This is a genomic window from Thioalkalivibrio sp. HK1 (assembly GCA_000583135.1).
Lineage (GTDB): Bacteria > Pseudomonadota > Gammaproteobacteria > HK1 > HK1 > HK1.
Window position 1 is genome coordinate 1 of record JFBG01000086.1, and the last position, 12,282, is coordinate 12,282.

Genomic DNA, 12,282 nt, shown 5'->3' on the forward strand with positions numbered 1-12,282 from the left:
TGGGTGTCACCTGCGAGGTCAGCGCCGACAATCCATTCAGCGTGCAGATTCTGACCCGAACCGGTGGCGGAAGAGCTTTGGTCAACAACAGCGCGAGCGGCGGCTCATTCGGCGGGAACTGAAACGAGCCCCACCGACCGACCGCATCTTTATCTCGCCGAGCCGGCAGGCAAAGACAGTAAAGACCGTCCCGCCGAGCCATCCGATGGCCGGCGGGAACAAAGCGGTGCTCTCCATACGGAGAAGGCTCGGTGCGCCAACTCCGATCATCGGTGGATTCGATAACACCGGGATCATCGGATCGAGGGCCGGGATAATCAACGGCGATAGGTCGATCACCCATTACCGCGGGGCTTGACAGTATCGGGCACCGACCCCCCGAAAGACCCTCCCATATTCACTCGGGTCGTCGTTGCCGGCGTCGAAAAGCCGGTGCATCCTTTCACCCATCACCTTGGATACATCGACCGCCACCCACGGCGAAAACCCGAGCAGCCATGCGATCCAATGGGCACGTCCACTCGACCCTCAGGGCGATTCATTGCGACCGACGCTCTCTTAGCCCTACCCGATCTCCCGCAATGATTTCAATACCTTGGGCGGGGATATCGGCAGATCCGTAAAGCGAATCCCCAGCGCATCGTTGATCGCATTGGCAATGGCCGCCATCGGAGGCACGATGGGGGTTTCGCCGACTCCCCGCACCCCATAAGGATGCGAAGGGTTCGGCACCTCGACGATGACCGTATCGATCATCGGCACATCCGAACAAACCGGAATGCGATAGTCGAGGAAGCCCGGATTTTGCAGACGACCTCGATCATCGTAGATATATTCCTCGTTGAGGGCCCAGCCGATCCCCTGCACCGCCCCGCCTTGCAACTGCCCTTCGACATAATCGGGATGCACCGCCCGCCCGGCGTCTTGAATCACGGTATAGCGAAGGATGCTGACTCGTCCCGTTTCCCGATCGACATCCACATCCACGAGGTGAGTCCCGAAACCGGGACCGGCCCCTTGGGCGTTGATCTGCGCTCGCCCGACAATCGGGCCTCCGGTTTTTCCCGCACTGCCGGCAATCTCGGCCAACGACAAAGGAGTGAATTCCCCGGCATTGGCACCGGCGGGTCGGGCTTCGCCGTCCACCCATCGAACCGCATCCGCATCGATATCCCAGATCATCGCCGCCCGCTTTCGAAGCTGACGGATCATGTCGTTGGCGGCCTCGATCACCGCCATTCCGCTGGCGAAAGTGGTGCGGCTACCCCCGGTGAGGAAGGTATAGCCCAAGGTTGCGGTATCGCCGATCCGAGGACGGATTCGCGTCGCATCCACTCCGAGGGTTTCCGCAGCCTGCAAGCACAGCGATGCGCGCGAACCGCCGATATCCGGAGTGCCGGCAACGAGGGCCACGGTCCCGTCTTCGCCCAAGTTGAGGGTGGCGCAGGTTTGGCCTCCGATATTGAACCAAAAGCCGGAGGCGATCCCCCGCCCCTGCCCCGGGGCCAAAGGCGCTCGATAGTGCGGGTGATCGCGGGCCGCCTCCAAGGTTTCCACCAAACCGATCGGCCCGAAAGTCGGCCCGTAAGCGGCTTTCACCCCCTCCTTCGCCGCATTGGCCAAGCGCAGTTGTAGCGGATCCATGCCGATCTTCCGCGCCATCTCGTCGATCACCGATTCCACGGCGAATTCGGATTGCGGAGCCCCGGGGGCGCGATAAGCCGCCGCTTTCGGGCGATTGACCACCACATCGTGGCCGATCACCTTGACATGCTCGATATCATAAGGAGCGAAGGCGCACATGCAGCCGGCCTGCACGGGAGAACCTTGGAAGGCTCCGGCTTGGTATTTCAATTCGGCCTCGCCGGCAACGATACGCCCGTCGTTGCGCATTCCCACCTTGACCCGGATATGGGTCCCGGGGGCGGGACCGGTGGCGCGAAAAATTTCCTCTCTGGTCATCGCCATCTTCACCGGATGACCGCTCTTGCGCGAGAGCATGAGCGCAAGCGGCTCCAAGTAGACCACCGTCTTGCCCCCGAAACCACCGCCGATTTCGGAAGCGATGACCCGCAATTTCGAGACTTCCATCCCCAATAACTTGGCGCAATGGCCGCGCACCACGAAATGACCTTGGGTGCTGCACCAAAGATCCGCCTGCCCATCTTCGGAAAAACTGGCAACGCAGGCATGGGGTTCGATATATCCCTGATGGACGGGACAGGTACGAAAACTGCGCTCGACGACGATATCGGCGGCGGCGAAACCCTTGCTCACATCGCCATGGACGAACTCGATCCGCTTGGCGATATTGGAGGGTGCCGTCGGCGGCGGCTCCACCCCGGCGGTGATCAGATCTTCATGCACCAGCGGAGCATCGGGGGCCATGGCCTCGTCGACATCGATGACATGCGCAAGCGGCTCGTAAGCGACTCGGATCATCGATAGCGCTTGCCTTGCGATCCTCTCGTTGACCGCGGCCACCGCAGCCACCGCATGACCCTCGTAGAGGGCTTTTTCCCGCGCCATCACATTGCGCACCATATCGCGGTAATTGACCAGCATCTCCCCTGCGGGAACGAATTCCGAAGGCCTGTCCTCGAAATCGTCTCGCGTGATCACCGCTTTGACCCCGGGCAGCGCCGAAGCCGCGCTCGCATCGATCGAGCGGATGCGGGCATGAGCATGGGGGCTGCGCAACACCTTTCCTACCAACATATTGGGCAAATGCACATCGGCGCCGAAGCGAGCCCTCCCGGTGACCTTGTCGACGCCGTCGGGGCGTACCGGGCGAGTGCCGATCCAACGGGTAGGGGTATCGCCCTTCTCTCCCCCCGTCTCGCTCCCGCCGGCCGGACCATCCTTCGCCTTCGATCGATCCACAGCGGAATCCGCTTCACCTTTCATACGCCCGATCTCCTTATCGATCCGATTAGCCCGTTTCGGCCGCCCGACCTAGCCGCGCATATCGGCGGCGGCATCGAGGACGGCGCGCACGATTTTGTCGTAGCCGGTACAGCGACAAAGATTACCCGCCAGCCAATAGCGCACCTCGCTTTCCGTGGGATCCGGATTGCGCTCGAGCAGGGATTTGGCGGCGATGAGAAATCCCGGGGTGCATACCCCGCACTGCAAGGCCGCATGTTCGAGGAACTTCGTTTGCAGCGGGTGAAGTCGTTCGCCCGAGGCCATCCCCTCGATCGTCTCCACCGTCTTGTCTTGGGCCTCCACCGCAAGCACCAGACAAGCGCAGACTAGGCGACCGTCGACGATCACGCTACAAGCACCGCAATCCCCGGAGGCGCAGCCCTCCTTGCTGCCGGTCAGATGCAGCTCGTCTCGTAGAACATCGAGCAGGGTCTGCTCGGTTTCGCACAGAAACTCGGTGGGATCACCGTTGATGACGGTCGTGATGTGGGATTTGGCCATCATGCATTCCTCGCTCGTTCGACGGCGATGCGTGTCGCCCGGATTGCCAGCACTCCGGCGACGGCGGTGCGGTATTCGGCGGTGCCGCGCTTGTCGTCGATCGGACGGCAAGCGGCGCGCACCTCGGCCGCCATCGCTTCGAGGGTTTGCTCGTCGCAGCGGGTACCCACCAAGGTCGCCCCCGCCTTCTCCACCACGATCGCGGTGGGAGCCACGGCCCCGACCGCCACTCGCGCCGAGACACAGTGCCCGCCCTCGTCGAGAGTGAGATTGATCCCCACCCCGACCACGGCGATATCCATCTCCGTGCGCGGAATGAATCGCAAATAGGCATCGCTCGATCGAGGCGGGCGGACGGGGAATTCGAAAGCGAGAACGAACTCCCCTGCACCCAAGGAGATTTGCCCGGGTCCGGTGCATACATCCTCCACCGGGATCGTGCGCATTCCATGAGGCCCTGCGATCCGACATCGGGCGCCGGCGGCGATCAGCGCCGGAACGGTATCCGCCGCCGGCGATGCATTGCAAAGATTGCCGCCCAAGGTGGCCCGTCCTTGAATCTGAGTCGATCCGATGAGCTCCGCCGCTTCCACCACCCCGGGCCAAATCCCCTTCGCCTGCGGATGCTCCCCGAGCTCCGCCCCGCTGACGGCGGCGCCTACCACCAGCGCCCCGTCATCCACCCGTATCTCTTGCGTTTCACGAATTCGTTTGATATCGACGATGCGCTCGGGCGAAATCATCCCCGCCCGAAGTTGAACCAGCAGATCCGTCCCCCCGGCAAGAACGCGACATCTCGGCCCCTCCCCCGCCAGCAACTCGACGGCGGCTTCGGTCGTTTCCGGCGATTCGTATCGCACGCGGCCTCTCCTTGATGGAATCAATTGGAAAAATCAGATCTTCGATCGAGATTCAAAGATTCAAGCATAGCATTTTAAAGGCCCGAACTCGTCTCGATCCGCCGGCGATCGGAGGAAATTCGGGTGAACATCGGGCAACAAAGGATCGATGCCGATGCCGAGAATGCGAAGGGTTCGGAAAATTCAAAACATATCGCCACCCTTTCGCTTTGCGCTCTTGGCGAATTCCCGCTTAAAAGAGTACACTTCGCCTTGCCGGTTTCTTACGAAACGGGTTTCTGACGGGGCCGTAGCTCAGCTGGGAGAGCGCAGCGTTCGCAATGCTGAGGTCGTGGGTTCGATCCCCATCGGCTCCACCAACCCCGCCGACATCGAGACGATCCCGCCCATTTTCAAAGATCGCTCGAATGGGCGGAATGTTCGAAGGAATGTTCGAAGGTTCGTTCGAAAAAGGATTGTTCGATAAGACGTGCATTTTCCCCGAGCGACTCGATATCGCCTTCGAAGCCGAGCGCGATATCGAGCGAAGATCCGAGCCCCGGTAGCTCAGATGGATAGAGCGTCCGCCTCCTAAGTGGAAGGTCACAGGTTCGAATCCTGTCCGGGGCGCCAGTCGATCGCCTTCATCGTCGTTAGTTCTTATCGACCCTATCCCCGCCGACGCAATCTCGTCGTCGACCCTCCTTTCGATATCGCTCTCTCGCCATGTACCCACTCGTATGAATCCGCGCTTCTATTTGCAGCGGCTATTGTCGCGATTGATGCTGCGAGCGACGCGGATTCGCTTCGGCCCTTGGAAGAATTGGCAGATCCGATGGTTCATCCGCCGCTACGGCGTGGATATGAGCATCGCCGAGCAGCCTTCCCCGAGCGCATATCCGCACTTCAACGCCTTTTTCACGCGATCTTTGACCGCCGGCGTCAGACCCATCGATGGCAGCGCCCAAGGCATCGTATCGCCGGTGGACGGTAGGGTCTTGGAAACGGGGATCGTCCGAGCGAACGGCATCATCCGATCCAAGGGACATCGCTTCTCGTTGTCGGATCTCTTCGGAGGGTTTTTATTCGATGACCCGAATCATGACGGTCCGGATGATCAGCGGGGAAAATCGACCGAAAACATCGAAGGGGATATCGACGCCCTTGCCGAGTTCGCCAAGACCTTCGATCGGCGAGGATTCGAAGGAGGACATTTCGCGACCTTCTACCTATCGCCCAAGGACTACCACCGCGTCCACATGCCGATCACCGGTCATCTACGGGCGATGGTACATGTCCCGGGGAGTCTTTTCAGCGTCAATCCTCGCGCCTCCGGGGCCGTCGATGGCGTCTTCGCCCGCAACGAGCGAGTGGTCTCTTTTTTCGATACCGAGATCGGACCGTTGGCGATGGTATTGGTCGGCGCCTTGTTCGTCGGCTGCATCGAACAAACGTGGTGCAAGGCGGTCGCCCCATCGACGAGACGCCGACCTTCATTCCGATCCTACGATCGATCGAAAGGCGGCAAGATCCCGATCGTCATCGAGAAGGGTCGGGAAATGGGTCGTTTCAACATGGGCTCGATGGTGGTGATGGTTCTCGGCAACGGGCGAGTGCGTTGGCGTGCGGATGCAACGACCGATCCGGAAGCGATCGATACCTCGCACCCGGCATTGGAAGCCGGAACGTCGGTGCGCATCGGCCGACTCATCGGCGAAATCCCGCCTCATTGAGGCTTTGAACGATCGACGGGGGTTCCTCGATCGAAAACCATCGATCCTTCCGATTTTCGACATCCGTCGACATCCGATCGCTTTATAATCCATCCCACCGAACGAAACTACGAAGTCCAGACAATGCCATGAGCAAACCATCTTCAAGCGAGACACCTCCCCCACCCCCATCGAGGCCTCGAGGATGCGATGCCGCACTGATGCTGGCCGACGGCACGCTGTTATGGGGTCATGGTGCCGGTGCGGTCGGAACCGTCGTCGGAGAACTTTGCTTCAATACCTCGATGACCGGCTATCAGGAAATATTGAGCGATCCCTCCTACGCCGGTCAGATCATCACCTTCACCTTCCCCCATATCGGCAATACCGGCTTCAATCTCGAGGATCACGAAACCGACGAACCGGTGGCGAAAGGCTGCGTATTGCGCGCATCGATCACCGAGCCCTCCAATTGGCGATCCCAAGGCCATTTGGATGAGTGGCTGAAAAAACACGGCTTGGTGGCGATCACCGATGTCGATACGAGGAAACTGGTGCGAAGGCTGCGAGACCGAGGCGCCATCTCCTGCGCCTTGATTCATGCCGAGGACGCATCCGAGATCGATCCGAAGGCCTTGCACGAGCTGGCCCGCGCATGGCCCGGACTCGAAGGAATGGATTTGGCGGGCGAGGTGAGCACCGCCGAAGAACTTCCATGGCGCCAAAGCGCTTGGAAGCCCGACCGAGGCTATGGGGTCATGGAATCCCCCGAACGGCATGTGGTGGCGCTGGATTACGGAGCCAAACACAATATTCTGCGATGCCTTGCCACGCTCGGTTGTCGCGTGACGGTCCTGCCTGCAAATACGCCCGAATACGATATCCTGGCCCAGCGTCCGGATGGAATTTTTCTTTCCAACGGCCCCGGAGATCCGGCGGCGACCGCCGCTTATGCAGTGCCCACCCTTCGCCGGCTGATCGAATGCGACCTGCCCATCTTCGGTATCTGCTTGGGGCATCAAATGCTGGCCCTTGCATTGGGCGCCCGCACCCGAAAAATGCACCATGGCCACCGGGGAGCGAATCACCCGGTCAGGGATATCGAAACCGGCCAAATCGAGATCACCAGCCAAAATCACGGCTTCGAAGTCGATGCCGATAGCCTCCCCTCGGGGGTGATCCAAACCCACGTCTCGCTATTCGACGGAAGCAACGAGGGGCTGCGGGTGGAGGGCCGTCCGATATTTTCCGTGCAACACCACCCGGAAGCCTCCCCGGGTCCCCACGATAGCCACCACCTCTTCCAGCGCTTCGTCGATGCCATCGACGACGCCCGCTCATCCCGGAAAGGCTGATGCCCGCTCGCGACGATCTCGAATCCATCTTGATTATCGGTGCCGGTCCGATCATGATCGGACAGGCCTGCGAATTCGACTATTCCGGCACCCAAGCCTGCAAGGCCCTGCGCGAGGAAGGCTATCGGGTCATCTTGGTCAATTCCAATCCCGCCACGATCATGACCGACCCGGAAACGGCCCATGTCACCTATATCGAACCGATCACGCCGAAGATGGTGCGTCGCGTCATCGAGCGCGAACGCCCCGACGCCATTTTGCCGACGATGGGGGGGCAAACCGCCCTCAATGTCGCCTTGGATCTCGAGCGCGAAGGGGTCTTGGCCGAATACGGTGTGGAGCTGATCGGAGCGCGCGGGGAATCGATCGCAAAAGCCGAGGATCGTCAGCTCTTTCGGGCGGCGATGGATCGAATCGGGCTCGAAAGTCCGCTCAGTCGGGTCGAGAATTCGTTGGCGGGGGCGATGGAAGCCCTCGACTTCGTCGGCTTGCCCGCGATCATCCGCCCCTCATTCACCTTGGGCGGAACCGGCGGCGGGATCGCTTGGAATCGAGCGGAATTCGAGGAGATCGTCCTAAGGGGCATCTCCGCCTCCCCCGCCGGAGAGGTCTTGATCGAGGAGTCCTTGCTCGGCTGGAAGGAATATGAGATGGAGGTCGTCCGCGATCGGGTCGACAACTGCATCATCGTTTGTTCCATCGAGAATGTCGATCCGATGGGGGTGCATACCGGCGATTCGATCACCGTCGCCCCCGCTCTCACCCTGACCGACAAGGAATATCAGCGCATGCGCGAGGCCTCGATCGCGGTCTTGCGCGAGATCGGGGTGGATACCGGCGGATCCAACGTGCAGTTCGCGGTCAATCCCGCCGACGGGCGGCAAGTGATCATCGAGATGAACCCCAGAGTCTCGCGCTCATCCGCCCTTGCATCCAAAGCGACGGGCTTCCCGATCGCCAAAGTGGCCGCCCGCCTCGCCGTCGGCTACCGCCTCGACGAGCTCGACAACGATATCACCGGGATCACCCCCGCCTCCTTCGAGCCGAGCATCGACTATGTGGTAACCAAGATACCGCGCTTCACCTTCGAGAAATTCGCGGCCGCCGACTCGACGCTCACGACCTCGATGAAATCCGTCGGCGAAGCGATGTCGATCGGGGGCAACTTCATCGAATCGATGCAAAAGGCCTTGCGCTCGATGGAGATCGGCTTGGATGGCTTCGACGATAGAGTGCCCGAGGGAGCGACCGGACCCGATGATCGAGAAGGCATCTTGGAGGCATTGGCGAATACGCGGCCGGATCGTCTTTTATTGGTGGCCCAGGCCTTTCGCGCCGGTGCGGATCTGAAATCGATCCATGCGGTCAGCCATTACGATCCTTGGTTCTTGGAGCGCATCCGGGAAATGGTCGATGTCGAGGAGGAGGTGCGTGAAAAAGGCCTGCCGGAGGATCGCTACCGGCTCTCGGCGATCAAGCGCATGGGCTTTTCCGATGCTCGCCTTGCGAAGTTGACCGGCCTTTGCGAAGATGAAATCGCGCAAAAGCGCCACGCCCTCGAGGTCGCTCCGATCTACCGGCGAGTCGATACCTGCGCGGCGGAATTCCCCTCCCGCACCCCCTATCTCTACGGATCCTTCGAGCTCGACGGGGAGTGCGAATCCGAACCATCGGACCGCAACAAGATCGTGATCCTCGGGGGCGGACCGAACCGGATCGGTCAGGGGATCGAGTTCGACTATTGCTGCGTCCATGCCTCCCAATCATTACGCGAGGCGGGATGGGAAACCATCATGGTCAACTGCAATCCGGAAACCGTCTCCACCGATTTCGATACCTCGGACCGCCTTTATTTCGAGCCCCTGACCCCCGAAGACGTCATCGCCCTGATCAAAACCGAGCAAGGTCGAGGGGTATTGGCCGGGGTCATCGTTCAGTTCGGCGGACAAACCCCGCTCAAACTCGCCCACGATCTCGTTCGCGCCGGAATCCCGATCTTGGGCACCCCGGCCGACGCCATCGATCGCGCCGAAGATCGGGAGCGCTTCCAAGCCCTGCTGCACGAACTCAAGTTGCGCCAGCCGGAAAACGCCATCGCTCATTCCCGAGAAAGCGCCGTGGAAGCGGCCGAGCGTATCGGCTACCCTCTCGTCATCCGCCCTTCCTACGTGCTCGGTGGACGAGCGATGGAGATCGTCCACGACGAAGCGCATCTTTTGAGATATATCTCCAACGCCGTCGATGTTTCGGGATCGAGACCGGTGCTGCTCGATGCCTTCCTCAAAGATGCGGTGGAGATCGACGTGGATGCGATATGCGACGGCGAGGATGTCTTCGTCGCCGGAGTGATGGAACATGTCGAGGAAGCCGGGGTGCATTCCGGCGACTCCGCCTGTTCGCTCCCCCCATGGTCGTTGGACGATGCGTTGATCGTCGAGGTCGAAAAACAAGCCCGTCAACTCGCCTTGGCCTTGGGGGTCAAGGGGCTGATGAACGTGCAATTCGCGGTTCAGGCGCAAGAGATCTATGTGCTCGAGGTCAATCCTCGGGCCAGCCGCACCGTCCCCTTCGTCGCCAAAGCGACCGGGGTGCCGGTGGCGGCGATCGCCTCTCAAGTCATGGCCGGAGTGCCGCTGCGCTCTTTCGATCTACCCCCCGGGGCCTTGTCCGAGCGCGCCCCGAAGACCGAAACCACCGCCGATCATCGAGACAACGATCATCCGGTATCGGTCAAGGAAGCGGTTTTTCCCTTTTCCCGCTTCCCCGGGGTGGATGTATTGCTCGGGCCGGAGATGCGCTCCACCGGCGAGGTGATGGGGATCGATCGGAATTTCGCCCGCGCCTTCGCCAAATCCCAGATCGCCGCCGGAAACGAGATTCCGGCCCAAGGAGCGGTTTTCATCTCCGTGAGGGACGAAGACAAGGAACGGGCCATCGGCTTGGCCGAACGTCTTTCGAAGATGGGCTACGACCTGATGGCAACCCACGGAACCGCCGACGCCCTGCGCCGAGCCGACCTGACAGTGCAAGGGGTCAACAAGGTCCACGAGGGACGCCCGAACAGTATGGATATCATCAGAAACGGTGAGGTTAAGCTCGTGATCAATACCACGAGCGGGGCCCGGGCCATCACCGACAGCATCGGGATACGCCAATCGGCATTGGCCGAGCGCATTCCTCACTATACGACGATCGCCGGAGCGGAGGCATTGGTCCTTGCGATGGAGGCTTTGAAGGCCGAGGATTTGGATGTCGTTCCTTTGCAGGAATGGTTTCCCGGCTGATCATCCGATCACACATCCGATCGACCTTTGATATCCCTCGCTATCCCTCGCTCCTTATCTTCGCTCCTATTATCGAATCCGATCGACTCCGCTCCTGCCGACATATCTCTCTTTCGAATCGATCGCGTTCGAATCGACCGCGCGAACGAATCGCGTTTTCATTGCCCGGCCATCAACCCGGGAAATGCACGCACACAGATATCCATCAATAGATCGGGATAGAAACCGAAGGCGACGATCGCCAAGGCATTGATACTGAGCACCAGCCGGACCGTATTGGGTGCAACGATCGGCGCGGAGCGCTCGGGGGCATGGAAAAACATCAACCCGACCACCCTCAGGTAATAGAAAAGACCGATCACGGAGAAAATCACCGCGGTCACCGCCAACCAAGTCATTCCGACATCGACCGCTTCGCTCAGCACCGCCAATTTCGCCCAGAAACCGACGAAGGGCGGCACGCCGGCCATCGACAGCATCAAGAACAACATCATCAGCGCGAACCAAGGATTGCGCTCGATGATGCCCTTGAGATCGTCGATCCGATCCGCCTCCCCGACCCCGTCTTTGCGCCCGAGCCAGATCACCATCCCGAACGCCCCGAGGGCCATCAGCGCATAGCTGATGACATAGAACATCGATGCCGCCTTGCCGCCGGGGGTACCGGTCAATAGTCCGATGAAGATGAAGCCGACATGGGCGATCGCCGAATAGGCAAGCATGCGCTTCATATTCGTCTGCGCGATGGCGACCACATTGCCGATGGCCAAAGAGGCGATGGCCAGGAAGGTCAGCATCTGCATCCAATCGATGAAAAGGAACTCCAACCCCTCCCCCAACGCTCGAATCAGCATGCCGAAGGCTGCGATCTTCGGAGCGGTGGCGATCAGCATGGTGATCGGCGCCGGCGCCCCCTCGTAGACATCCGGCACCCACATATGAAAAGGAACCGCCCCGAATTTGAAGGCGATGCCGACCACGACGAAGACCAAACCGAGAAGGGTGATCAAAGAGAGCGAAGAGGCATCGCCGATAGCCGACGAGACCCCGGCGAAATCGATCCTCCCGGTGCTGCCGTAGATCATCGAGATCCCGTAAAGCAGGATCCCCGAAGCCAGCGCACCGAGGACGAAATACTTCATCGCGGCCTCGCAAGCCAAGGGCGACTCCCGGTTGAGAGCGACCAGCGCATAAAGCGAAAGCGAGAGCAATTCAAGGCCGAGATAGAGGGTGAGAAAACTTCCCGCCGAGACCATCACCAGCATCCCGAGCGACCCGAAAAGCACCAATACGAAATACTCCCCCCGGGCCTGCCCCCGCTCGTCGAGATAGGCTTGTAGATAGAAGAGCCCGACGATGACGATCAGCAAGATGAATATCTTGAGAAGCCCTCCCATGACATCGCTCACGAAACTGCCGTCGAAGGCCGTGATTCGGGCATCGGGAAAGAGCGCAACGACCAACGCCAATGTCACGACCAACGCCAGCTGCGACAAGCGGCAGGTGATGGCCTCTCGTCCCTTGTCGAGAAAGGCATCGATCACCAAGATCGTGCAGCCGGCGGCCAGCAGAAAGAATTCGGCCAGCGCCGGGAGCGATGACAGCCATAGCGAATGAACGGCGTTCATCGCCCGATACCCGTACTCGATATCGAATCGATCTT

8 protein-coding genes and 2 tRNA genes are annotated in these 12,282 nt (G+C 60.5%); 6 read left to right on the forward strand and 4 right to left on the reverse strand.

The window, feature by feature from the left end:
* Nucleotides 1-564: 564 nt before the first annotated feature.
* The 3 genes from BF99_RS0118480 to BF99_RS0118490 are packed head-to-tail and all read right to left on the reverse strand — an operon-like array spanning nt 565 to nt 4,289.
* On the reverse strand, nt 565-2,907 hold the full coding sequence (locus tag BF99_RS0118480) for a xanthine dehydrogenase family protein molybdopterin-binding subunit (RefSeq protein WP_025772303.1): 2,343 nt from the start codon (nt 2,905-2,907) through the stop codon (nt 565-567).
* Nucleotides 2,908-2,955: 48 nt separating this feature from the next.
* Nucleotides 2,956-3,429 (reverse strand): (2Fe-2S)-binding protein, encoded by a 474-nt coding sequence (locus BF99_RS0118485; protein WP_025772305.1) that lies wholly within the window; start codon nt 3,427-3,429, stop codon nt 2,956-2,958.
* A complete protein-coding gene (locus BF99_RS0118490; protein ID WP_025772307.1) occupies nt 3,429-4,289 on the reverse strand; it encodes an FAD binding domain-containing protein in 861 nt (286 codons plus the stop codon). The genes BF99_RS0118485 and BF99_RS0118490 overlap by 1 nt, the downstream gene beginning before the upstream one ends.
* Before the next feature lie 123 nt (nt 4,290-4,412).
* On the opposite strand from BF99_RS0118490, the gene BF99_RS23150 reads away from it, so the two are divergent.
* The 6 genes from BF99_RS23150 to carB all read left to right on the forward strand — a co-directional run bounded on the left by BF99_RS23150 (nt 4,413) and on the right by carB (nt 10,619).
* Nucleotides 4,413-4,571 carry a hypothetical protein gene (locus BF99_RS23150; RefSeq protein WP_156013477.1) on the forward strand — a complete coding sequence of 53 codons (159 nt, stop codon included), beginning with the start codon at nt 4,413-4,415 and terminating at the stop codon, nt 4,569-4,571.
* 1 nt (nt 4,572) lies between these two features.
* Nucleotides 4,573-4,648 (forward strand) — tRNA-Ala (locus tag BF99_RS0118500).
* Nucleotides 4,649-4,824: 176 nt separating this feature from the next.
* A tRNA-Arg gene (locus BF99_RS0118510) sits at nt 4,825-4,901 on the forward strand.
* Nucleotides 4,902-5,008: 107 nt separating this feature from the next.
* Entirely contained in the window at nt 5,009-6,001 is a 993-nt protein-coding gene (gene asd / locus BF99_RS0118515; protein WP_025772309.1) for an archaetidylserine decarboxylase, read from the forward strand.
* A 200-nt stretch (nt 6,002-6,201) separates the two neighbouring features.
* Nucleotides 6,202-7,335: a glutamine-hydrolyzing carbamoyl-phosphate synthase small subunit gene (gene carA, locus BF99_RS0118525; RefSeq protein ID WP_231471459.1), complete on the forward strand. Its 1,134-nt coding sequence runs from the start codon at nt 6,202-6,204 to the stop codon at nt 7,333-7,335.
* Nucleotides 7,335-10,619 carry a carbamoyl-phosphate synthase large subunit gene (carB, locus tag BF99_RS0118530; RefSeq protein ID WP_025772312.1) on the forward strand — a complete coding sequence of 1,095 codons (3,285 nt, stop codon included), beginning with the start codon at nt 7,335-7,337 and terminating at the stop codon, nt 10,617-10,619. Before carA ends, carB begins: the two co-directional genes overlap by 1 nt.
* Nucleotides 10,620-10,777: 158 nt before the next feature.
* Here carB and nuoN read toward each other — a convergent pair whose 3' ends face one another.
* Nucleotides 10,778-12,247, reverse strand: a complete 1,470-nt coding sequence (gene nuoN, locus BF99_RS0118540) for an NADH-quinone oxidoreductase subunit NuoN (RefSeq protein ID WP_025772314.1) — start codon at nt 12,245-12,247, stop codon at nt 10,778-10,780.
* Nucleotides 12,248-12,282: the final 35 nt, after the last annotated feature.

Bases quoted from the DNA above. Each gene is read 5' to 3' on its own strand.
- asd (WP_025772309.1), top strand. From the start codon at position 5,009: ATGAATCCGCGCTTCTATTTGCAGCGGCTATTGTCGCGATTGATGCTG.
- carA (WP_231471459.1), top strand. From the start codon at position 6,202: ATGCTGGCCGACGGCACGCTGTTATGGGGTCATGGTGCCGGTGCGGTC.
- nuoN (WP_025772314.1), bottom strand. From the start codon at position 12,247: ATGAACGCCGTTCATTCGCTATGGCTGTCATCGCTCCCGGCGCTGGCC.
- carB (WP_025772312.1), top strand. From the start codon at position 7,335: ATGCCCGCTCGCGACGATCTCGAATCCATCTTGATTATCGGTGCCGGT.
- BF99_RS0118485 (WP_025772305.1), bottom strand. From the start codon at position 3,429: ATGGCCAAATCCCACATCACGACCGTCATCAACGGTGATCCCACCGAG.
- BF99_RS0118480 (WP_025772303.1), bottom strand. From the start codon at position 2,907: ATGAAAGGTGAAGCGGATTCCGCTGTGGATCGATCGAAGGCGAAGGAT.